This window comes from Pseudomonas sp. LBUM1666 (assembly GCF_059695775.1).
In genome coordinates this window covers 3,801,452-3,822,729 of sequence record NZ_CP166789.1, presented here as the reverse complement: position 1 = coordinate 3,822,729, position 21,278 = coordinate 3,801,452, and the positions used below count along the sequence as shown (strand labels likewise).

Genomic DNA, 21,278 nt, shown 5'->3' with positions numbered 1-21,278 from the left:
CGTGAATATGTCAGCGAGTGCCTTTGCTTAGAGCTGGCCTTTTCCGGTCATGGGTATCGAGTCTAGCGCTTTAGTGGCGAGCCCCGCATATTCGGCGCTCTCAGCTTGACGAATCAACCTTACGAGTTTCATCGCGAGCCTACGGTGCACTGTGGAGGAAATTCATCATCACCTCTTGGCGCTTTAATGTTGTTTGCTGTTCCAGGCCTCAGTGAGTTCGTCTATTCGATCCGCGATTTGAGGCGTTTTTGATAGGACTAGGCATCGCGTGTTGCCGACAAACTCCTCGATCAGAAACACAGAGTCGCCGACATCCAGTTCGAGCTCCTGCAACGCTTCATCCGGAATTCGAATCGCACCGTCACCATCCCATTCTTCGATGACGATTTTCATCGGTGGCTTTTTCACATTTGATCTCCGTTGCTATGAGCCGGCAAGCCGTTCCCGCCTGTAGATTTTTCAGTGGCACGTTTACAGATCCGGATAATCATCAAGCTTAAGGCTAGGAGCGCCTCCGTCCTCCGGTTCGCGCTTAGGCGTATATATCACTCCAGCTTCGGCGTCCGCACGCATCTGCTCGAGCTCTTTGTGAAATGCCTTGTCCTGCACCGTCGGCTTGCTCGTGTACGGTTTACGCTCTGGCTCAGGCTTTGCTGCGTAGGTCGTTACCGCATCAGGTTCCTGCTGCAGCTTTTGTTGGACTTGCGACTCCAGCATTGCACGGAGGGCATCCTTATCGGGACGGGTAAGCAATTTGTTACTCCCAATTGACGGTCAGCGATTGGCTCATTGAATGGTCGAAGATGGGCGACCGAGCCTGAGCTGTAACCGCGTGCCGTGAATGACGTATCAAGAATGTAAATAGCAAAAACAGGGTGCACATTTCAGTCTGATGTTGGGTGCCGGCCTCGTTTTGGCAAGGCCGGCTTTCAGCAAGCGCACCTATTTGCAGTTACCTGCTTTTCGATATCCTGCCGCATGGGCCTCAGACTCTGACATGAAGGAGACCTGATTTTTTTCGGACACCTGACTATAACCAGGGCACCCCATTGAAAGGTGGTAGACCAGGCTTTTCCGGTTGCCAATGATCGAACCTACTCCGCTCGCGCTCGCTGGGTTTGGCTGAGCTGGAACGCGCGTAGGATTAACAGAAATGGCGCTAACCACGCCGTCACCAACTGTTTTGTACCCTTGTGACCATTGACGCTCACCAGTTACGAACGGATTGGAATGCCCCATGATGTTTGCAATGCGTCGATCGCGCTCTTTTTCCCAGGACGAAACCGGGTACTGCTTGTCCCAGGCCATAAGTAGCTGTTGCTGCTGACGAGACATGCTCAGTTTGTATCTGTCGAACATGTAAAAGGTTGTTCTCGCGACCAGCCCTTTGACTTCGTCACGCGGCTCCGCAGCACGTTGATCGAAATCAACTCGCGTTTTGCACTGCCCATACTGCGGCGCTACCCCGGAAGCCATTCCATAGTTGAAATTGCTACGGTCGCCATTTACCTCACCTACAGATGGGTAGAGGTTGAAAAGGTCTGCCTCCATCGCGCGGAATACCGGATCATCGTCCACGCAATGCTCGCGACCACCGTTCTGCCAGCACTGACGCTGGTTACCGAATGTCCACGCTGGAACTATGTGTTCCCACTCAGTTCTCTCCGCCCGACTCTCTTGCTTTCTGGCCTTAAGGCCACATGACTCAGCATCGATACGACCACCTGATTTGCCAACCCACGTCCATTTGCAGCCGCAATACAACTCGCCCATGGAGCTGTTCGCCTGGTCGAGATAAATTTTCTGCTTGGCTATGACCTTGGCTTCGGAAAAAGTCGAGGGAGGGCTTGAGAAAGCGGGGGTAATTACGGAGAGGGCCAGCGCTACTACGGAAAACAGTTTTTTCATTGGAAAGCTTAAGTACTTGAGAAGAAGCGAAGTATACGCACGACTCCATGTGCACCGAAGGAGAACTACCGAATGCGAAGATGCAGGTGCGTTACAGGCGCACGAGTTGCGGCGTAGAGCGCTACGTATGGCCGTGTCGGCATTGGTCATGCCGAGCACCATGAATATGTTGAAGGGGGAAGATGGTGGCCGGCTGCCGCTTCGGCACAGGCCCAGAGCCAGCAAGACGAGCTAGGAAAGCGTGGCCGCAGCGTCCGAATCAGTTAGCGATAAGCAGTGCGAATATGCTTTTGAGGTCAGCCGGGGGAGTTAGCTAATCTTTTACACAGGCTGGCCGTTTCTGATGGAGGTAGCTATGCCTCGTACACCCCAGAAAAAATCTAACATTCGGCGAGGCCGGCCCCGGCTCGAAACTCAACGTGCCCTCTATCAAATCAAGCTGTCCGGGTGGGATTTTACGTGGTCACTAAGACTCGCCCTGCCCAACAATTTGAGGACTAACGAAGGTCATTATCATGAACATATGATCCTGACGCTGAAGGGCGAAGTTCTCTACCCGGAGAGCTTCAAATACCCAGAAGTCGAATGCCAGCTATACGCAGATCCTCGATTGATGCAAGACATAGATCCTCCAAAAGGAATCGGGTCTATGACGGCAAGCGGGAAACGCCTGGTTGCGTATGTAGCAGTGCCTCGCGAGCGGATTGACGCCCTGGTTAGTGCGGCTGACCGACTTCTGTCCATCGAGTTGAACGCCACCCCGTTGCACTACCGGCGTGCGCTGATTATGTCGATTCATTTGGGTACAGAGCCAGAGCCCGATTGGTGATCCTATTCCTGGATCGTGGCTGGTTACTCTGGCGTCATGAGCACAGCGAGAGTCATGCTGATGAACTCTTCGTTCTTGCTGATGGTGTCCAACGCACCCCGAACGTTGCTAGCGACCTCTGCAGATCCGCGCTGCTCAACCCACAGCGTCAGTTCCATGATGGCGGCCTCTAGGGCTAACTGGTTTTGATTGATCTTAAATAGCAGAGATGGGAGCAGGTCTGAACTGGGCATCGCGATTTCCTCCGTGGAAAGAAAAGCGTAGCTGAAGTAGCTCCGTGAGATGAGCTGTGTGCTCGTAAAGCGGAAACACCTGGCGCTGATTGCCTGTGCCTGTTCGCGTCAAGCTGGAGGGGCTTGGCGTCGCGGCGGAAAGTACGTCTCCAAAAATCCTAGATACGTATCCAGATCGAGTGGATAGGATCCATCTGACGTACTCACTCACTAGGAGACTGACATGTCTAAACCAACCGCATCCAACAATCAGCAACGCCAGCAGCAAAACGATAGATCAGATGCGCTCAACAACAATCGTGGCAGCTCTGGCACCAATCCAACAAATGCTCATGTTCACGGTAACCGTGGCAAGCAACTGAACCCGAATCAGCGCTAGGAATGCTCCCCGGTCTTTGGCCGGGGGGATCAAGGATTTGATATGAGCACAAAAATTTGTTTTGCCACCCAGGGCGAACTGGTCAAGCTAGCCTACGATGCGTTTGGTGTTCTTCCCCGCAAAGAGACTACCTATGCTGACTTCGATGAAAAAGCCAAAAAGGCTATGCAGAAAAAGCTAGGTAGGCTAGCCGAAGAGAAAGGGCATCTGTCTTCGAATTTCAGCCAGTCTGTTCAATCACTCAGCAACATCCTCACCGGCTACCTGCCTAGCACCCGCATCATGGGAGCTATCGGCGACACCTTGGCTGACCTTTACGATGCCTATAACGAGCTGGTGCGCAGCGAGGGCACTTATCTGAACAAAGCTGAGACCCTTCGTTACTTCATTACTATCAGAGCTGTTTCACTAATCGTGGTGTCGCTGAATCGGAATCTGCTCCGCTACAAGATTGAAGACTTTGACCTTGATACGCCCGAAGAGAAGTTCTGGTATCTGCCTTCAATCGATGAAAACGGCAAACTGATAATGCCGCTAGAGAAGGTGATGCGCTGGGCCTACCAGCTTTGTGAAAGCTCGCAGACGCAGTTCCATTACCCAGGGAAAAACTCCGTCAGTGACGATGCGGCTCGTCAAAACAATCTCGACAATGCAATCAACTGGACGCGCGGATCGGCTGTGCCGGCCTTGGCTGCCCTGATAAAAAACTTCGACGACTCTTTTAAGGCCATGGCTCAGCAAGGTCGAGAAATTTCAAGCTCGGTGCAGGCCAGCATTGTGACCGCCTTAGTGTTGGCTCGGGTCACGAGCTACGTTGCGAGGGAAATACTGCGGGCCTACGATGCCAGCTATTTGATGGAAGTCTGCGCTCAACTCCGAGATTACTCTAACTGGATCGCAGAGGATGTCGATGAGTTTAAGGCTGCAATGAAATCGGTCATGCAACATCCAGAGTCACCTGAAGCTGCAATGGAGGTGTGGCTTGACGCCAGTAGTAACTATTGGGGGTTTTTCTTTGCGAAAGTAGATGCTGCAGGAGATAAGCTGCAGCAGCTCCATGATGCCCGGCCAAACCAGCCATTGCGTGATGATGTGGTCGCGGCACTTACCAGTAAGTATGGGCGTTTTGCTGTATGCACCCCGATTGATCTGAACAAACGGAAAATGCCTTTCAGCCCTCCTGAAGGCTTCGCTGAGATGGTGGGGCTGGGGTTTCGGCTCAAACAAGATGTGAGCACTCAGCGGCCCCAGATAGACCAGTACGCTCTCAAGGTAAAAGCCTTAGGGTTAGAGGAGCACCTTTGCTGGATGGAGCCTTGGTTGCGAGCGGTGTATCACTATCGCAAAGAAGATTACAAAGCTGCCATGGGCTATTACCAGACGGCTTTTGACAATGCCAAGTATCGAGCTGGTAGACAGCAATATGATTTGGTGAATCAGTACGTAGAAGTCGCCGCAAAGAATGACAGCAAGAGATGCTTCAAAAAGGGGATCGAATGGGCGCAATACTTGGGAATCAAGGTGCGCTGGCTGCGCGACGATGAGCCGACCGAAGAGAAGCTAGACTTCGTGTACGGAATGCTGAAGATGGCGCGTTACGATCATCAAATGTAATGAGCGGGAGCAGGTAATCTTTACGGCATGCGCAGGTGGTTGCCAAAACTAACCTCAACGAATCGGGCAGACCGAAAAATTGATGGAAGTACCCATCAGCGTAAACAGCTGGGGATCCCACCTTGCGTAACTACGCAGGTTGCCACCGATTGGATCACCGTCCCTAATCTCACTTGCTCATTATTGGCCAGTCAGTTGCTGTCTTTGGGCAAACTCTGTCCTCGTTCGAAGAGGATGTTTCCGCTGCGACGAAATGGATGTGCTCGCCGGTTCGTGGACTTGGTTCGAGGCGTCCATCGACATGTTGTGCACGAGGGTGGAAACGAACGCTGTCCTCGATCTTATCGATCGTCTGGAGAGGGGAATGCTCGTTTAAATTTCGTCACGTGCCTCATTCAGCGGTAACGCCTGATGTTGATTGTTGTAATCGCTCATTCGGGCAAAGCCCGGCTTAATGGTAGCGATTTAGCTACATCACGGATTGGCGCGACAAGCGTAATTGATACCTCGCGGGGCACCCCTCCAGCTAGCGTCAAATCAGCCCGAGCCGGTGAATCAAAACCAGTACGTGCAACTGAAATACTGACGAAACATTCTGGCCATATGATTCGCGTCACTGAAATCCAGGGAGTTGGAGATGAATCGACCATCAAGAAGCATGCGCAAACTGCTCGACTCCGTCGCCACTAACAATGAGGTAGCGGCGCTCGATATGATGCGCGCAGCAGAGCAACTCCAAGACGAAGTGCTACGCCAACGGTTGCTCAATATGATTCACCGACTCAATCAGGACGCTATTGACTTACGAATGGCGCGTGACGATATCCAGGGCGGAGCCATAAAGCTCGCGTGATCGGTCTCGGTGACATCTCTTAGTCTGTATGCCGCACTGGTCTCTTGGGCCAAGGGCGTGTTGACCCATCCCGAGCTATCCCGGTGGGTCAGCCGGGTAGTTGGGTCGACGTTCATCTGCTTCGGAGCAGCCATCCTGACCATGCGTCGACAGGCTGCATAAGAGGAGGGCGGCCAGGTACCGATTACCGCAGCACAGGCGCCAAAACATCACCACTGATTTGATGCAGAGCCTGCCTCTTTCAAGCCAGGGTAATCATTGAGGGCAAGGCTAGACTCACCATCCTCCATTGGCTCGCGCACTGATTTATGCATCACTCCGGCTTCAGCATCCGCACGCATCTGATCGAGCTCCCTGTGAAACGCCTTGTCCTGAACCGTGGGCTTACTGGTGTATGGCTTTCGTTCGGGTTCAGGCTGTGCTGCATAAGTCGTTACCGCGTCAGGGTCATGCTGTAGCTTTTGTTGAACTTGAGATTCCAGCATCGCACGTAGCGCATCTTTGTCGGGACGAGTCAGCAATTTGTTACTCCTATTAGGAAACCAGGCACCCAGTAACAACTGGGCCAGTGGCCGGTTGGGGAATATCCAATCGATCGTGTCGAAAATGGGCTGCAGATACAGCCACAGGATTTCAAGTCGAAGAGGAGAGGCGGATCATCAATTTCTTCCAACACGGCGATCGTGTCAAATTGGGTACATGCCTGGGATGATTCCGTAATCGACAGGAACACAGGCAGTGAGAGAGTACAAAGCTACGATCCCTTTTCGATTTCCAGCACGCTGATCATTGGTGTTGGCCTCTACGTGGGTATCCATGTCTGGATCGGCTTGAACGCATAACGGCAATGTGAAGTTCGGTCTATAGCTAGTTTCAACAGGGAGTAGGCATACGTTATGTATGGCCTCTTGGTGTGCGTAAGGATATGCTGCGCGCGACTTCATATATGCCAATAAAAACCAACCACAGTGACGTTATGAGCCAATCAGAGACGCGTGCGACTGCCTTAACGCTGTATCCAGAGGACTCCCGCGAGGCGGCGGCTCTGCTGAAGCAGGCCGTACCACTGATGGTGCGTCACAACATTCCACCAAATCCCGTGCACTATGCTCTCTGGTACACCTACAGCAAAGGTCAGGAGCCAGAGCTTAATCGCCATCTGGACAGGGTGGTCAAAGACTTCGACTGTTTCCCTCCAGAATCCGCTACGAAGCTTTTTCGCGACTACATCATTCGTGACGAATTGGAAGAAGCGCGCGCAGGGCAACAACAAGCGATCGATCTGGTTGACGACATGGAGCGTAATGTCTCGCGTAGCGTGAATGGCAGTTTCAACTTTCAAGCCAGTCTTGGCCATTGCATGGAAATGCTCGCGGAGCCGGTCGACCAGCGGTTGCCCGCCATTCTGAGTGAGCTGCAACAGAGCACCCAGGTCATGCAGGATCAGCAGGAGCTTTTTCTCTCCCAACTGCACTCAGCGCAAAATGAAATTAAGAGTCTGAGAGACAAGCTCGAGCGAGCCCAACTGGCTGCATCTTTGGATGGGCTGACTAAGGTGTTGAACCGAGCAACCTTCACTCGCTTGCTGGAGCATGCATTGATCAACGCGCCTCATGGGGTGGCATTGGTCATGTTGGATATCGATCATTTCAAGCAGTTCAATGACCGGTATGGCCATCCTTTGGGCGACCGCGTACTGGAGCATGTTGGTCAGGTGTTACGGAACTCAATCCCGCCTCAGGCCCTGGCGGCACGCTATGGTGGTGAAGAGTTCTGTGTAGTCCTGCAAGAGTGTTTTGATCTCACCAGTGCTCATACTTTTGCTGAGCAACTGCGCCTAAAAATTCAGGCGTTGCGGATCAAAGTTCGTGGCACGGATGAGGTGCTAGACACTGTAACTGCGTCCTTTGGTGTCGCCCTCGCCAAAGCTGGTGACGATGTGGAAAGCCTTCTGACTCGTGCCGATGATGCCCTCTATCAAGCCAAGCGCAGCGGGCGCAACCGAGTGAATTGAAACTGGGGTTCGGACTCAAGCTGCAATCACATAGCCCACAGGATATGGTGATTCGATTCGCGCTCATTCCGCATGGCAGTCATAGCTAAGCTGTGGTGTGAAGTGACGTCGGTGGAGAGGTCGCTCCTTCGGGCTTAAGCCCGGCTCGATCTCGCGCCTTCAGGTGATGTGTCCAGGTATGCGTTTCCGGCTTGGCGGAGGACTCTGAAGTTCAGCCTGATGTACTGGTTCAGCGAAGCATTTTATGGCTTCCTCATTTGTCTTCGAGGCTGCCGCGCTGTTCGCTATTCCAAGCTTCAGTGAGCTCGACTATCCGATCTGTGATTTGAGGCTTTTTTGATAGGACTAGGCAGCGCGTATTGCCGACAAATTCTTCTATCAGATACACAGTGTCGCCGACATCCAGCTCCAACTCCTGCAACGTCTCATCGGGAATTCGAATCGCACCGTCACCATCCCATTCTTCGATAATAACTGTAAGTGTCCGGCAAACACGCCTTCCTGACGCCATCGCTTAGGGCGATGGTGTCCACCTATTTAAGTGGACACCATTTTTAAACCCACAAGCGGATCACCATGCGCCAACGAACCTCTTATCCAAAGCTCCCCTCCGTGTCAGGCTACCTGTCGCCCTTGTTGATTGACTCGTTCATTCAAGAGGGCGAAGGTACATATCGATGTCCAAGCTAGGCAAACGCTACGACAACGACTTCAAAGACTGGGTCGTTTTGCAAATGATGCCGCCCCTCAATCGATCAGTGGCAGAACTTGCCGTTGCGCTCAATCTCACGCCACAGTCGCTGCGAAATTGGAGACAAATGGCTAGAGATAAAGGCTTGATCGTTCCGGGAAACGGCAAGACCAGTGACCAATGGTCTAGCGCCGATAAATTCAATGCTGTCATGGAAACCGCGCCGTTGAGCGAGGTGGAGATCTCTCAGTATTGCCGAATCAAAGGCATTTACCCTGAGCAAATCCAACAGTGGCGAATGGCATGCCAAAACGCCAATCCGGTCGTTGATCTCAACTCTCGAACCTCTAAGACGGCCGAGCAACGGCGTATCAAAATACTTGAGCGTCAATTGATTCAGTCTGATGCCGGACGTGCGGAGGCGGTGGCCTTGCTGGATCTCAGAAAAAAAGCCAATGCGATCTGGGGCAAGGACAAGGAAGACTGATCGACGCCTCTGATCGTACGCAAGCCATGAAGTTGATTGCAGACGCGGTACTCAATGGCGCTCGTCGATATCGAGCCTGCAATGAGTTGGGGCTGAGCCTGCGCACAGTCCAACGCTGGCGACACGCTGACTGTGACGGACGACGGCTGGCTCAACGGGCAGCTCCGGCTAATAAGCTCAGTGAGACAGAACGCCAAGCGGTGCTTGATGCTGCCAATCAGGCTGGCTACGCCAGCCTCACCCCGCACCAAATCGTTCCAAAACTAGCGGATGAAGGCATTTATCTGGCTTCGGAGTCGACGTTTTACCGTGTGTTAAAAGCCGCCAATCAAAACGTGCGCCGTGGTCGTACCAAGACCCCGAAACGCAGAGTACTGACGACGCACCGTGCTGACGCACCCAATCAGGTGTGGTGCTGGGATATCACCTGGCTGCCCAGCACCGTCAAAGGCCGTTTTTTCTACTGGTACATGGTCAAGGATGTCTACAGCCGCAAGCTGGTCGCTAATGAAGTGCATGAGGTGGAATGTGCCGAACACGCGTGTGAGTTGCTCAGAAAGGGATGCTTGCGGGAGCACACAGCGGGTCGTCCGTTGGTGTTGCACTCGGATAACGGCCACGTTATGAGAGGCTCTTTATTACGTGAAAGCATGATCGCCCTGGGCGTCGAGCCGTCCTTCAGCCGGCCGAGGGTGAGCAATGACAACGCTTATGCCGAGGCGCTTTTCCGTACCGCCAAGTACTGCCCACTCTGGCCGGATCAACCATTTGATACGGTCACTGAAGCAAGGCTTTGGGTGCAGAAATTTATCGAGTGGTACAACGAAGATCACCGCCACAGCGCCTTGAAATACGTCACGCCGAACGAACGCCACGAGGGCAAGGCGACGGTTCTATTACAAGCTAGAGCAGTGCTTTATGAAGACGCCAGGGACGCTAATCCGAGCCGCTGGAGTACTCGGACACGCAACTGGAAGCTGGCAGATGCGGTGTATTTAAACCCAGAGCGCCCTGAGGTTAAGGGTGCAGCTGGCTAACAACAGTTGGAACAAGGTGACAGGTACCTTGACACGTACCGGCTCTTCAAAAACCAAATCGTCCAAGAATGCCTCCAACCGGGCGCCTCTGTTTCCAGTGTCGCAATGAGTCACGGCATCAACGCTAACGTCGTGCGCAAATGGTTGCCGCTTTACCGCGATCAAAAGCTCACTGATTTGCCCGCTTTCTTGCCGGTGAAGCTGGAACCAAACATTCAGAGCGAGAAGTCCGTCAGCATCGAGTTGTCATGCGGGCAAAGAACGTTGACCGTGAAATGGCCGGCCTCCGATCCTGATGGCTGTGCCCGATTCGTTCGCGGACTAACGCAATGATCCGCATCGACTCCGTCTGGCTCGCCACCGAGCCCATGGACATGCGCGCCGGCACTGAAACCGCGCTGGCGCGAGTTGTCACGGTGTTCGGTGCGGCGAAGCCGCACTGTGCCTATCTGTTCGCCAATCGTCGCGCCAATCGCATGAAAGTGTTGGTGCATGACGGCGTGGGGATTTGGCTTGCAGCCCGGCGCTTGAATCAAGGACGCTTCTTTTGGCCAGGCGTGCGGCACGGCTCTGAAGTCGAGTTGGATGCAGAGCAACTTCAAGCCTTAGTGCTCGGTTTACCTTGGCAACGCGTCGGTTCCGGAGGAGCCATCACGGTGCTCTAATTCGTATGCCATGGCGCGCTTGCCAGCGCAATTGGCCCATCAGTCTATCGCCGCCATGAGCCCTCTCTGGCAAAATCGGCGGCATGACTTCGCATCCGAATCTCGATCAATTAAACCCTGAAGAACTGCGTGCCTCGGCGCAGTTGATCCAGCGCGTCGAGACGATGGACAAGCAAATCACCCATCACAAGTCGGTCAACGAGAAGCTGACCCACGAGATCGCGCTGCTCAAGCGCTTCAAGTTTGCCAAGCGCAGTGAGCAGCTAAGTCCGGATCAGGCCAGCTTGCTCGACGATTTGATAGATACCGATATCGCGGCTATCGAAGCGGAGCTTGAGGCGCTGCAACCGGCAGCTGTCGAAGCCAAAGTGCGCCAGCAACCCAAGCGCGCACCGCTGCCACCGCAGAATGCCCACAAGAGAAAGCCGAGAGCCAAAGCACCCGATTTCAGTTGAGATTATTGAGGGGATTGAAGAGTACATTGATTCTTTAAGAGTGCCAGAAAAATCGGAGTCAGCTTTTACTCAGAGAGATCCTAGTGTGTCTAGCTTTGAATGTGCTAAGAGGGAGTATATTAGATCTCGGCGTCACTTTATGATTTGGTTAATGAAAAGAACTGGGCTGCGCCCTAGTGAAATGGTTGATATAAGTGTTAGGATGCATTCAGATATTTTACATTTGAAGGTTATATATATCCCTACAAAAAAGCGTCGTAGGGCAGTTGCACCATTGCGAAGTTTTCCAATTACCCTCAAGGATGCTGCGACTTTTCAACGCTATCTAAATTCAAGATCAAAATACCAAGATGCTCTATTGGCGGTTGGCTGTGAAAATAGGGGAGGTGATTCTTTATTTATTAGGGTTGATGGTGCACCGATTAAAAAGGTTTCATTGGAAAGCGATTTTAAGCGTCTTGCAAACGCTGCTGGATTTAAAGATCATCAAGCCTGTTTCAGTATGTTTCGACATCGCTTTATAACATTAGAGGTATTGGTACATCTCAAGGAATTTATGAAGGGAACGGGAAAGTCGAGACGAATGATGACTGATAGTGATTATGAATCAATTCTTAAGCGTGTTGCAGTGAAAACTGGTCACAGTAATGTACATAGTCTTTGGCATTATATTGATATCGCGTGGAGCGAAATAGATGTCTGGGGTGGTGTTGATCGAGCTATCACTCGATTACATGCCGCCGATCGCTTATATGATGAGCTTTTAGCGCTAAAAAGCGAGCTTGAAACACGGAAAGGCTCCGCAGAAGTAACAGCGATGCTTGATAATGTTATCAATCAGTTGCGGCAAATAATGCACTCTGTCAGGGAAGATTTCTATACTGATGAGTTGAGCTAAGGGCTAAGCCAGGTCATCAAATGACACGTGTTGTTGCCTGCCCATAAAATTCGCAGCGAACCTTTCGTGCAGGACCAACCGATCGTCTACGAAGGCAAAGTCGACCAGCAGGCGCCTTCGTCCTACTGGTTCGTCCACACCCTGGGCGCCATCTTCACCGGCGCCATCGACGCCGGATTGCAGATCAGCCACTTCAAGGAGTACCCACATTCCAACCGCGAGGAACTCTATGATCGGTATGAGCAGCAAACGGCGCAGCTGCCGTTGTGTTTTACGTGGGTGGCGGTGAAGCGATAGGTTTCAGGATCGGGACCTATTCGCGGTGCTGCTGCCGTCCGCTATCCTTGCTCCACGCACATCGAACGGTTTTCCCCATGCTTTCGGTCCAAGGCGTCTTCAAAAGCTACGCCACTCCCCAGGGCCCATTAGCGGTTCTGCAAGGTGTCGACCTCACCTTGAAACCTGGCAGCAGCCTGGCGTTGATGGGGGAGTCGGGCAGTGGCAAGAGCACCTTGCTGCACCTGATTGCCGGGCTGGACAAGGTCGATCGCGGCAGCATCCGCAGCGGCGAACATCGGCTGGAGCAGATGAACGAAGGGCAACTGGCGAACTGGCGGCGGACCGAAATCGGCCTGGTGTTTCAGCAGTTCAACCTCATCGGCAGTTTGCGCGTGGAGGACAATCTGGCGTTCCAGGCGCGATTGGCGGGGCGCCATGATCCGCGCTGGCAGGCGCATCTGGTGCAACGTCTGGGCTTGGGTGATTTGCTGCGGCGTTATCCGGAACAACTGTCCGGCGGCCAGCAGCAACGGGTCGCGCTGGGCCGTGCCCTGGCGTCGCAGCCAAAACTGCTGCTGGCCGACGAACCCACCGGCAGCCTCGATGAAGCCGCCAGTGATGAGGTCTTGAAGTTGTTGCTGGAGTTGCTCGACGACAGTCCCACCACCTTGTTGATGGTCACCCACAGCCCACGGGTTGCCGCGCGGCTGGCCGAAAAAGTGGTGCTCCACGGTGGTCGTCTGGCTGGCGTGGACGAGCGCTGAGGTGCGGGTCTTTCGCGAGACGCTGCGGGCGCTGCTCAGTCATTGGCGGCAGCATCCGGTGCAGTTTTTCAGTGTGCTGACCGGGCTCTGGCTCGCCACCAGCCTGCTGACCGGCGTGCAGGCGCTGAACAGCCAGGCGCGCGAAAGCTATGCCCGGGCCAGTCAGTTGATCGGTGGCGAACCCCAGGCCAGCCTCAGTTCACCCAGTGGCGCAACCTTCTCCCAGCAAGTGTTTGTCGACCTGCGCCGTGCGGGCTGGCCGGTGTCGCCGGTCCTGCAAGGTCGGGTGACGCTCAAGGGCCATGACGACCAGCGCTTGCAGCTGATGGGGATCGAGCCGGTGTCGTTGCCCGTCGGTTCCTCAGTGGCCGGGCAGGCGTTGCCGATTGAGCAGGTTGTCGAGTTTTTCAGCCCGCCGGGCAGTACCTGGATTTCGCCGCAGACGTTGCAGGCTCTGGATCTGCACGAGGGCGAACGCCCGCTGACTTTGAGTGGTCAGGCATTGCCGCCGCTGCATGCCCAAACCGATATGGCCCCCGGCGTGTTGTTGGTGGACATCGGCTTCTCCCAGCAGATTCTGGGCCTGCCAGATCAGCTGTCACGCCTGCTGCTGCCGAAGGATTTCACCGCGCCGTTGCCTGATCAATTCAAGGGTCAACTGCAGCTCAAGACCAGCGGCGAAGAGAACAATTTGTCGCGCCTGACCGAAAGCTTTCACCTGAACCTCGATGCGCTGGGTTTTCTGTCATTTGTGGTCGGCCTGTTCATCGTCCACGCCGCGATCGGTCTGGCGCTGGAACAACGCCGTGGCTTGCTCAGAACCCTGCGCGCCTGCGGTGTCAGTGCGCGAATGCTCATTACTTGTCTGACGGTCGAATTGGGTGGGCTGGCGTTGATCGGCGGACTGGCCGGGGTCGCCAGCGGCTACCTGCTGGCCAGCGTGCTGTTGCCGGACGTCGCCGCCAGTCTGCGCGGGTTGTACGGCGCCGAAGTGGCGGGGCAACTGAGCCTCAGTCCGTGGTGGTGGCTCAGCGGCGTCGGCCTGAGTCTGTTGGGCGCGTTGTTGGCGGGGGCCAACAGTTTGTTGCGGGCCGCGCGCCTGCCTTTGCTGGCCCTGGCCGACCCGCAAGCCTGGCATCAGGCTCACGCGCACTGGTTGCGGCGTCAGGGTTGGGTTGCCGCGATTGCTGCGGTGATCGCACTGCTGGCGTTGATCTTTGGCGACAGCCTGAGCAGTGGCTTCGTGCTGATGGCGGCACTGTTGATCGGCGCTGCGCTGGCGTTGCCGGTGGTACTCAACTGGGTGTTGAACCTGGTGCTGCATCGCAGTCGCTCGGTGCTCGGCCAATGGTTTCTCGCCGACTGCCGTCAGCAACTGCCGGCCCTGAGCCTGGCGCTGATGGCGCTGTTGTTGGCACTGGCGGCGAACATTGGAGCGGGCAGCATGACGGCTGGTTTTCGTCAGACCTTCAGTGATTGGCTCGAACAACGCCTGACCGCCGAACTGTACGTTAATCCGCGAAATCCGGCCCAGGCCAGAGAGCTGCAAACCTGGCTCAAGCAGCAACCCGAACTCACGGCAGTGCTGCCCAACTGGCAAGTGTCGATCCAGGTGCAAGGCTGGCCGGCGGACGTCTTCGGCGTGATCGACCACCCGATGTATCGCCAGCATTGGCCGCTGCTGGAAGCCTTGGGCGACAACCCTTGGGACCGACTGGCCAAGGACGACGCACTGATGCTCAGCGAACAACTGGCCCGTCGGCTGAAGGTGCGCCTTGGCGATCACCTGACGATTCCCACCCCGAACGGCCCCTGGTCGCCACGAATCGTCGGCATCTACGCCGATTACGGCAATCCCAAGGGCCACATTCTGGTCAACGTCAGCCATCTGCTGCGCGGCTGGCCGCAGCTGACACCCAGCCGTTTCAACCTGCGCATCGACCCGACGTTGATCCCTGCCTTCCAGACCGCGCTGCAAACCCGCTTCACGCTGGAGGACAGCCGCATCGTCGACCAGGCCCGGCTCAAGGGTTGGTCCACGCAAGTGTTCGAACGCACCTTTGCCGCGACCGCCGCGCTCAACAGCCTGACCCTCTGTGTCGCGGGCGTGGCGCTGTTCATCAGCCTGTTGACTCAAAGCCAGAGTCGCCTCGGGCAACTCGCCCCGCTGTGGGCGCTCGGCGTGACTCGCCGGCAATTGATGTTGCTCAATCTCGGGCAGACCTGGTTGCTGGCGGTGCTGACCCTGGTGCTGGCGTTACCGTTGGGGATCGCGTTGGCGTGGTGCCTGGACACAGTGATCAACGTCCAGGCCTTCGGCTGGCGCTTGCCGCTGCGGGTGTTTCCGCTGCAGCTGTTGCAGTTGATGGGATTGGCGCTGTTGGCGACTTTATTGGCGTCGGCGTGGCCGCTGTACTCGCTGTACCGCACGCAACCGGCGGATCTGCTGAGGACGTTTACTCATGAAGATTAAGGTCGGTGTGTTGCTGTTGGCTTTGTTGGGCGGATGCGATAACTCGGCGCCTGTTGAGAAAGGCTTCGCGGGTCTGGGTCATCAGGCCGCCGCGTTCACTCCGGTGGTGCCCGGTCGGGTGTTCAGCTTTCCGGCGGATCATGGTCCTCATGACGGTTTTCGCATTGAATGGTGGTACGTCACCGCCAACCTCAAGGACGATCAGGGGCGCGAGTTCGGCGCGCAATGGACGCTGTTTCGCAGCGCGCTCAAAGCGACGCCCGAGGTCGCTGGCTGGGGTAATCAACTTATCTGGCTTGGCCACGCGGCCGTGACGTCGGCGACGGAACATCACGCCGCCGAGCGTTACGCCCGTGGCGGCGTTGGCCAGGCTGGTGTGAGTCTCACGCCGTTCAACGCGTGGATCGATGATTGGCGTTTCAGCAGTCAGGGTTCCGACCCTATGGCGGAGCTTCAACTCAGCGCCCGAGACAAGGATTTTGGCTATCAACTGCGGCTGACCTCCACACGTCCTTTGGTGCTTCAGGGCGACAAAGGCTTCAGTCAGAAGTCCGAACAAGGGCAGGCGTCGTACTACTACAGTCAGCCGTTTTTTCAGGCCAGCGGCACGCTGGAAATCGACGGCAAAACGTATCAAGTCAGCGGCCCGGCCTGGCTCGACCGCGAATGGAGCAGCCAGCCCCTGACCGCCAACCAGACGGGCTGGGACTGGTTTTCCCTGCACCTGGACAGCGGCGAACAGGTGATGCTCTATCGCATGCGGCAGAAGGACGGCGCGCCTTACCTCACCGGCACCTGGATCGACGCTCAGGGCCAGACGCAGTTGCTGCACGCAGCCGACATCAGCCTCACACCGCAAGACACTGCCAAAGTGGCCGGACGTTCGATGCCGGTGCGCTGGTCAATCAAAATCCCCGACAAACACCTCGACATCACAATCAGCGCGCTCAACCCCAATGCGTGGATGGCTTTGCGCATTCCCTATTGGGAAGGGCCGGTGCAATTGAGCGGCAGCCATGGTGGGCAGGGTTATCTGGAAATGACCGGGTATTGAGTCGGAACTCTCGGCAGAGCGATGGCCTCCTAATTCTAGAAGCCCGTTCACAGGAGCCCGCCATGAGTGAAGACCTGAAACCGCCTGACCTTGATTCGTGGCAGCGCCTGTTTGAAGACAAGGCCTACTGGCAACAATCCCCCGACGTCCATTACGCCGAACTGCTACGAGTGGCCGACGACTTGCTGGGGCAGGGCGCCATTGACCTGGAACAATGGCAAGCCTTGAAGGCCAAGGCCGATCAATCCCATAAAGACTCGCCTGCCGTGAACGTCGCTCAGAAAGTCGACGATCCCGAAGCCTGAGGAGAACACACATGAAACCAACGACCCCCACTGAGCACCCTGACGAACCGCGGCCACCGGGTGAAGTCGAGCGCGACAACGACGCCCTGCGCCCGACCGATCCGACCCGACGCAAGGAAAGCGGCAAGGGCACAGACAGCGGTGAATCCACCGCACAAGAAACTGCGAACACTCCCTGATCAGCGTCTATGCTCATCTGCACAGAGGGCGCTGGACGGTGGTTCAGCGCTCTTTGCTGCCTCCAATTCACAGGGAATGTACCGCTTATGAAACTTCACGCACTGACCAAAGCCATCACCCTTGCGACTCTGCTGTCTGCCGCCAGCCTTAGTGCCACGGCTGCGGACATCCCGCTGTCTGCCGTTGTGGAGGCGGATCAGGTCACCACCAAAGTTGTCTCGGTCGATGCTGCCAACCATCAGGTTGTTCTTGAAGGGCCGGAAGGTCGTCAGGTCCATGTGCAATTGACTGACAAGGCCAAAAACCTCGGCAACTTGAAAGTCGGCGACCAAGTCGATGTCAAGGTTACTAGCGCTGTCGCCGCCTACCTCGACACCGATGTCGACAAAGGCCTGCCAGGCACCGTCGAACGCGCTGGCGAAGTCCGCGCAGCCCCCGGCAGCGACAACCCGGGCGGCGAAGCCTACCGTCAGGTGCAGGTCCAACTGAAAATCACCAAAATCGACGTGAAGAAAAACCAGGTCACCTTCGAAAACCCCGCCGGCCAGTCCAAGACCGTTGACGTCGTAAGACCCGAAGTTCAAGCGAAATTGAAAGATCTGAAAGTTGGACAGAGTGTTGTTGTGACCTATACCGACATATTGACAGTGACCAGCAAGCACTGAAGCTGAGCATTAGCTCTATATATTGATTGTTCTTGTACAACTTTTTTGTATAAGAACAATCAGTTTTAATGGTCTAACTGGTGAGTTTTGGCGGTCTTTAAATAGTATTTAGGCCGACATTTAATCAATGTTGTTTCGATAAATTTCATGTTCATATACGCGGACATATTCGAAACTTTCTATTAAAATACTTCCCGTTCGCCCAGTGTCAGGGCTCTTTACCGGTGCATGGATTGCCAGGCCATTACACTGGGCGAACACCTTATCGACGTGCGATACACACCTGCAGCAATACGTTAAGATGCGCGGCATTTTGCAGATCAAGGAAGAAAACGGCTGCCGCCGTTCTGACACGGATGAAACCACTCTCCCTCTACCACCCGGCGCTCTACTGGCTTCGAGTGTGGCAAAAAAGACTGTTCCGGCAATTGGCCTGGCGCTTCTCCCGCAAGCAATATGCTGTTTCGGTGGGCGTCGTATCCCGATTGCCATTCCGCTACCTCAAACACACCTCCAAACTGATCCGCAAACTCGGCAACTCCGATCTTGTCTTGCAACACAACAAAGTCATCAACCTGAAACTGGCCGTCGATTCGATGGACGGCGTCATCATCGGTCCTGGCGAATATTTTTCATTTTGCCGCCTCGTGGGTCGACCCACCCGCAAACGCGGTTATGTCGAAGGCATGGAGCTGTCATTTGGTGAAGCCCGCAGCGGCATCGGTGGCGGGATCTGCCAACTGAGCAACCTGATTCACTGGATGGCGATTCACTCGCCACTGGTCGTGGTTGAACGGTCGAACCACAGCTTCGATCCTTTTCCTGACGAAGGGCGGGTACTGCCATTTGGCTCCGGGGCTGCGATCTTTCACAACTACATTGACCTGGTGTTGCATAACCCGACTGATCGTTATTTTCAGTTGAAGCTGAATGTCGCCGAGCAACAGTTGGAAGGGGAGTTGTTGTGCGATCAGGTGAGAGAGTTTCGGTATCACGTTTATCAACTTGGGCATCGGTTTGTGCGAGACGGTGGCCGGGTTTTTCGCGAGAACGAGATATGGCGGGAGGTCAGGAGCAAGGGGCAGGAGAGTCAGGTGTTGAAGAGTGAGCGACTTTATAAGAATCGGGTGGTGGTTAAGTATGAGGTTGAGGAAAGTTTGCTGACTTGAAATGCATAAAACGGGCGATCATTGGATTGCCCGTTTTTTTATTTAACGCAAAGCCGTGCAGAAGCGCGCCATTGTCATAGAGGCATCGGCTTGAGATCTGCGCAGACCATAAGTATTCGACATGGCTCAAACGATCCAGGCTGTCCCCTAAATAGAATGAAAACGGTCGTCCAAGCGCTTCGCCTTTCTTGGCACATAATGCCTCCATCCCGCTTTGGTCTGTGCGACCAAGTTGGCCCGGATGTTTCGTCTGTTGTCCGATAGAGCCAAATTCAAGTGCTATCTGGTCGACCACCATCCACGTTCTGCGATTATCGCGAGTGGTAATAGACGTCGAGAGTGAAACGTTGACCAAGCCGCTGTGAATCGCGTTCATCAACGCTGGATCTTGAAAGCGCCAGTGAGCGCTCACCTTGGCGGGGCGTTCGGTGGTGGTCAGTAGCGTCACGAACGCGTTTTCACGGGTCTTCAAATTCGGTTCATAAGCCGTGATTCGTGGGGCTGTGGGGTAGGGCGGCTGTCAGAAAGCCAGATCAGGCATTGGGTTGCTTTGTCGACGTCATCCATCCAGGCCGATTCTTTCTTGGCTAACTCAGTCATTGTCCCCGCCGCGTCTGCGCGATAAAACATCAGCCAACCGTCTCGACCTTCGTTGACGATCAAGTAGGTGTGCCCATGACCTTCGACGGTTAGCGACCAACAGCCGAAGTAGGCTCGTTGATCCGAGTAATCAGTGATGGTGAACCCGACACGTTGAACAGCGTTTTGCAGATCGGGGTAAGGCATGTGGTGGACTCCTGTCCGGAGTGAAAGCGCTGATTGAAGGACCAATAGGGGGTACCAACGTTTCTCTGGGGCAGTTAACTGCGAGGGCGGTGCTGGCTGTAGCGTTACCACTTGATCCATATAAAAAATAAATCTGTCCCGTTTTTTTCGTTTTTTTGTCGCCGTTGAGGCAACTTCAATAGTTATTTTTCCTCCCGCACCACGTAACGGCCGGGATCGGTCCAGATGATCACTCTGAATCCACCGCTCAGCACCCCGATATCTCTGAGGTGTTTAAAAACCTCAGCAGGGCACCACTCACGTCCATGAGCAAAGCAAATATCCAGGGTTCGTAGTTTGGCAAAAATATTGGCCTTGATGGCATCATCCGAACTTGAAATTTTGTACTCGTCAACGTGTGTTTCTTGGGAAAAACCAAGGTCGAGCAACGTATTTTTCAACTCCGTATCAAGTAGCTTTAATCGGACGTAACCGCCATCTGCTTGGGTGACATAGGCTTTGACTGAATGATTGCTCACGTACAGTCCTCATTTAATATCGACGAACGCTAAGTGAGCCAATTTTCGCGCTCAACGTCAGGACAAATACCTCTTCGGACGTGAATCGCGCTGTTTCTATAAAGTCCAGAAGCCACTCCGCGTCCAATGCCGACAATATCGCCAACAGCTGTCAACTTTTCCCTTAAAGAACCTCAAGTTCGATGGTGCAGCCGTTTCTTTTTAATTTTTTAATTTCTTGATCGAATGAGTAGTTTGGTAGATCTTTGTTCTTTCTGTCGTACTCTTTTCTTAAGAGTCTAAATAGGCGGCCTATGTTTTCTTTGTCTTTTGTATCGAGGCTCTTAATAAGCTCATAGTTGTCGGCCGATAAAAATTGAAACATGCCTCTTGCTATGTAATAGGCTGCTATGTTGGAAAGTAGCCCTTCAGTTTCTTCGTAGTTTTCATCCAAGTATCGAACGTATTCTTGAAATAAAGTTGTCAGTAGGCTCTGTGCCGCGTTTTGGGTTTTGAGTACGCTGCACATTTCCTGCCAGTTGCTTATGTATAGATGGTCGCCCCATTCGGACCCCCTTGCGAAATAGATTCCATTGCCTTTGAAAAAATCGGAAATTTCATGCTGATCTAAGGCGGTTTCGAACGTGGTTTTCACTGTTCCCCCTTTATCTCCTTTAACCCACACTCGTAATGCCTTGTGGCCTTCGAATTTTTAACAGCAAGGAGTCCGCATCTTCGTAGAGTACCTATAAAATAAACCTGTCTCTTTTTGGTCGGCTCTAGGTAGCGACGCCACGATCTATTCCAGGCTGAATTAGCAATAGATGGTCTACTTCTCGGTTTCGGCAGCGTTCGACAAATGACAGTGCTGAAGCTGGATTGTTTATATATGTATCAAAGGTGCTCTTGTCAATTTCGAAATACTCTTCATAGTCAACCATTCGGTTGCTGACGGGTATCGAAACGTAGAACTTCCCTGATTCTTCTTCAATGCCGACAGAGAATCGTTCGCTTTTACTGAAAAAAATATCATTGAATTTCAT

The 21,278-nt window shown here is 54.2% G+C and carries 26 protein-coding genes and 4 pseudogenes; 19 read left to right on the top strand and 11 right to left on the bottom strand.

Going from position 1 to position 21,278, the window contains the following annotated elements; all coding sequences use genetic code 11:
- Window positions 1–183: 183 nt before the first annotated feature.
- The 3 genes from ACA056_RS17450 to ACA056_RS17440 all read right to left on the bottom strand — a co-directional run bounded on the left by ACA056_RS17450 (window position 184) and on the right by ACA056_RS17440 (window position 1,908).
- The gene (locus ACA056_RS17450; protein WP_497266457.1) at window positions 184–408 is read right to left on the bottom strand and encodes an AbrB/MazE/SpoVT family DNA-binding domain-containing protein; all 225 of its coding nucleotides are present in this window, start codon (window positions 406–408) and stop codon (window positions 184–186) included.
- Window positions 409–471: 63 nt separating this feature from the next.
- Window positions 472–753: a hypothetical protein gene (locus tag ACA056_RS17445; RefSeq protein ID WP_497266455.1), complete on the bottom strand. Its 282-nt coding sequence runs from the start codon at window positions 751–753 to the stop codon at window positions 472–474.
- Between the two features lie 189 nt (window positions 754–942).
- Window positions 943–1,908 (bottom strand): endonuclease, encoded by a 966-nt coding sequence (locus tag ACA056_RS17440; RefSeq protein WP_497266453.1) that lies wholly within the window; start codon window positions 1,906–1,908, stop codon window positions 943–945.
- A 355-nt stretch (window positions 1,909–2,263) separates the two neighbouring features.
- Between ACA056_RS17440 and ACA056_RS17435 the strand changes: the two genes are divergently transcribed.
- The gene (locus ACA056_RS17435; protein WP_497266451.1) at window positions 2,264–2,737 is read left to right on the top strand and encodes a hypothetical protein; all 474 of its coding nucleotides are present in this window, start codon (window positions 2,264–2,266) and stop codon (window positions 2,735–2,737) included.
- Window positions 2,738–2,760: 23 nt separating this feature from the next.
- Here the strand turns inward: ACA056_RS17435 and ACA056_RS17430 are convergent, their stop codons facing one another.
- The gene (locus ACA056_RS17430; RefSeq protein ID WP_225570222.1) at window positions 2,761–2,970 is read right to left on the bottom strand and encodes a hypothetical protein; all 210 of its coding nucleotides are present in this window, start codon (window positions 2,968–2,970) and stop codon (window positions 2,761–2,763) included.
- 223 nt (window positions 2,971–3,193) lie between these two features.
- On the opposite strand from ACA056_RS17430, the gene ACA056_RS17425 reads away from it, so the two are divergent.
- The 4 genes and pseudogenes from ACA056_RS17425 to ACA056_RS17410 all read left to right on the top strand — a co-directional run.
- A complete protein-coding gene (locus tag ACA056_RS17425) occupies window positions 3,194–3,349 on the top strand; it encodes a hypothetical protein (protein WP_497266449.1) in 156 nt (51 codons plus the stop codon).
- A gap of 42 nt (window positions 3,350–3,391) precedes the next feature.
- Window positions 3,392–4,963 carry a hypothetical protein gene (locus ACA056_RS17420; protein WP_497266447.1) on the top strand — a complete coding sequence of 524 codons (1,572 nt, stop codon included), beginning with the start codon at window positions 3,392–3,394 and terminating at the stop codon, window positions 4,961–4,963.
- Between the two features lie 637 nt (window positions 4,964–5,600).
- Window positions 5,601–5,816, top strand: a complete 216-nt coding sequence (locus ACA056_RS17415) for a hypothetical protein (RefSeq protein WP_461998138.1) — start codon at window positions 5,601–5,603, stop codon at window positions 5,814–5,816.
- A pseudogene (locus tag ACA056_RS17410) lies at window positions 5,817–5,978 on the top strand (LysE family translocator); the annotation flags it as partial. It abuts the gene before it with no gap.
- Between the two features lie 47 nt (window positions 5,979–6,025).
- Here ACA056_RS17410 and ACA056_RS17405 read toward each other — a convergent pair.
- Window positions 6,026–6,337 carry a hypothetical protein gene (locus ACA056_RS17405; protein WP_497266445.1) on the bottom strand — a complete coding sequence of 104 codons (312 nt, stop codon included), beginning with the start codon at window positions 6,335–6,337 and terminating at the stop codon, window positions 6,026–6,028.
- A 455-nt stretch (window positions 6,338–6,792) separates the two neighbouring features.
- Here ACA056_RS17405 and ACA056_RS17400 point away from each other — a divergent pair, with 455 nt between their 5' ends.
- Window positions 6,793–7,830, top strand: a complete 1,038-nt coding sequence (locus ACA056_RS17400) for a GGDEF domain-containing protein (protein ID WP_497266443.1) — start codon at window positions 6,793–6,795, stop codon at window positions 7,828–7,830.
- 253 nt (window positions 7,831–8,083) lie between these two features.
- Here the strand turns inward: ACA056_RS17400 and ACA056_RS17395 are convergent, their stop codons facing one another.
- The gene (locus ACA056_RS17395; protein ID WP_497266441.1) at window positions 8,084–8,341 is read right to left on the bottom strand and encodes an AbrB/MazE/SpoVT family DNA-binding domain-containing protein; all 258 of its coding nucleotides are present in this window, start codon (window positions 8,339–8,341) and stop codon (window positions 8,084–8,086) included.
- Between the two features lie 166 nt (window positions 8,342–8,507).
- Between ACA056_RS17395 and ACA056_RS17390 the strand changes: the two genes are divergently transcribed.
- The 13 genes and pseudogenes from ACA056_RS17390 (at window position 8,508) to ACA056_RS17330 (ending at window position 18,952) form a co-directional block, all read left to right on the top strand.
- Window positions 8,508–10,045, top strand: a protein-coding gene (locus ACA056_RS17390) for an IS3 family transposase (protein ID WP_497266439.1) whose coding sequence is annotated in 2 segments (ribosomal slippage) — window positions 8,508–8,976 and window positions 8,976–10,045 — 1,539 coding nt in all. Because the reading frame shifts where the segments join, the coding sequence is not laid out codon by codon here.
- A 48-nt stretch (window positions 10,046–10,093) separates the two neighbouring features.
- Window positions 10,094–10,378, top strand: a pseudogene (tnpA, locus tag ACA056_RS17385) (IS66-like element accessory protein TnpA); the annotation flags it as partial.
- Window positions 10,375–10,710, top strand: coding sequence for an IS66 family insertion sequence element accessory protein TnpB (gene tnpB, locus ACA056_RS17380; RefSeq protein ID WP_497266437.1), 336 nt, complete (start codon window positions 10,375–10,377; stop codon window positions 10,708–10,710). The pseudogene tnpA and the gene tnpB, both read left to right, overlap by 4 nt.
- A gap of 83 nt (window positions 10,711–10,793) precedes the next feature.
- A pseudogene (locus ACA056_RS17375) lies at window positions 10,794–11,117 on the top strand (transposase domain-containing protein); the annotation flags it as partial.
- A gap of 1 nt (window position 11,118) precedes the next feature.
- Entirely contained in the window at window positions 11,119–12,063 is a 945-nt protein-coding gene (locus tag ACA056_RS17370) for a tyrosine-type recombinase/integrase (RefSeq protein ID WP_497266435.1), read from the top strand.
- A gap of 51 nt (window positions 12,064–12,114) precedes the next feature.
- Window positions 12,115–12,360, top strand: a pseudogene (locus ACA056_RS17365) (SAM-dependent methyltransferase); the annotation flags it as partial.
- A 77-nt stretch (window positions 12,361–12,437) separates the two neighbouring features.
- Window positions 12,438–13,106, top strand: coding sequence for an ABC transporter ATP-binding protein (locus ACA056_RS17360; protein ID WP_497266433.1), 669 nt, complete (start codon window positions 12,438–12,440; stop codon window positions 13,104–13,106).
- 1 nt (window position 13,107) lies between these two features.
- Window positions 13,108–15,579 carry an ABC transporter permease gene (locus ACA056_RS17355; RefSeq protein ID WP_497266431.1) on the top strand — a complete coding sequence of 824 codons (2,472 nt, stop codon included), beginning with the start codon at window positions 13,108–13,110 and terminating at the stop codon, window positions 15,577–15,579.
- A complete protein-coding gene (locus ACA056_RS17350) occupies window positions 15,569–16,633 on the top strand; it encodes a lipocalin-like domain-containing protein (protein WP_497266429.1) in 1,065 nt (354 codons plus the stop codon). Before ACA056_RS17355 ends, ACA056_RS17350 begins: the two co-directional genes overlap by 11 nt.
- Window positions 16,634–16,695: 62 nt before the next feature.
- Window positions 16,696–16,938: a hypothetical protein gene (locus tag ACA056_RS17345; RefSeq protein WP_497266427.1), complete on the top strand. Its 243-nt coding sequence runs from the start codon at window positions 16,696–16,698 to the stop codon at window positions 16,936–16,938.
- An 11-nt stretch (window positions 16,939–16,949) separates the two neighbouring features.
- Window positions 16,950–17,117, top strand: coding sequence for a hypothetical protein (locus ACA056_RS17340; protein ID WP_415769812.1), 168 nt, complete (start codon window positions 16,950–16,952; stop codon window positions 17,115–17,117).
- Window positions 17,118–17,204: 87 nt separating this feature from the next.
- Window positions 17,205–17,783 (top strand): hypothetical protein, encoded by a 579-nt coding sequence (locus tag ACA056_RS17335; RefSeq protein ID WP_497266425.1) that lies wholly within the window; start codon window positions 17,205–17,207, stop codon window positions 17,781–17,783.
- A gap of 356 nt (window positions 17,784–18,139) precedes the next feature.
- A complete protein-coding gene (locus tag ACA056_RS17330) occupies window positions 18,140–18,952 on the top strand; it encodes a VanW family protein (RefSeq protein ID WP_497266423.1) in 813 nt (270 codons plus the stop codon).
- Here ACA056_RS17330 and ACA056_RS17325 read toward each other — a convergent pair.
- From ACA056_RS17325 to ACA056_RS17305, 5 genes are all read right to left on the bottom strand, one after another.
- Entirely contained in the window at window positions 18,918–19,424 is a 507-nt protein-coding gene (locus ACA056_RS17325; protein WP_497266421.1) for a hypothetical protein, read from the bottom strand. The two genes, ACA056_RS17330 and ACA056_RS17325, sit on opposite strands and share 35 nt — an antisense overlap.
- Complete coding sequence (locus ACA056_RS17320) at window positions 19,421–19,738, bottom strand: hypothetical protein (protein ID WP_497266419.1); 318 nt, start codon at window positions 19,736–19,738, stop codon at window positions 19,421–19,423. The genes ACA056_RS17325 and ACA056_RS17320 overlap by 4 nt, the downstream gene beginning before the upstream one ends.
- Window positions 19,739–19,920: 182 nt before the next feature.
- Window positions 19,921–20,256 (bottom strand): hypothetical protein, encoded by a 336-nt coding sequence (locus ACA056_RS17315; protein ID WP_497266417.1) that lies wholly within the window; start codon window positions 20,254–20,256, stop codon window positions 19,921–19,923.
- 163 nt (window positions 20,257–20,419) lie between these two features.
- Window positions 20,420–20,920 carry a hypothetical protein gene (locus ACA056_RS17310; protein WP_497266415.1) on the bottom strand — a complete coding sequence of 167 codons (501 nt, stop codon included), beginning with the start codon at window positions 20,918–20,920 and terminating at the stop codon, window positions 20,420–20,422.
- 94 nt (window positions 20,921–21,014) lie between these two features.
- A complete protein-coding gene (locus ACA056_RS17305; protein WP_497266413.1) occupies window positions 21,015–21,278 on the bottom strand; it encodes a hypothetical protein in 264 nt (87 codons plus the stop codon).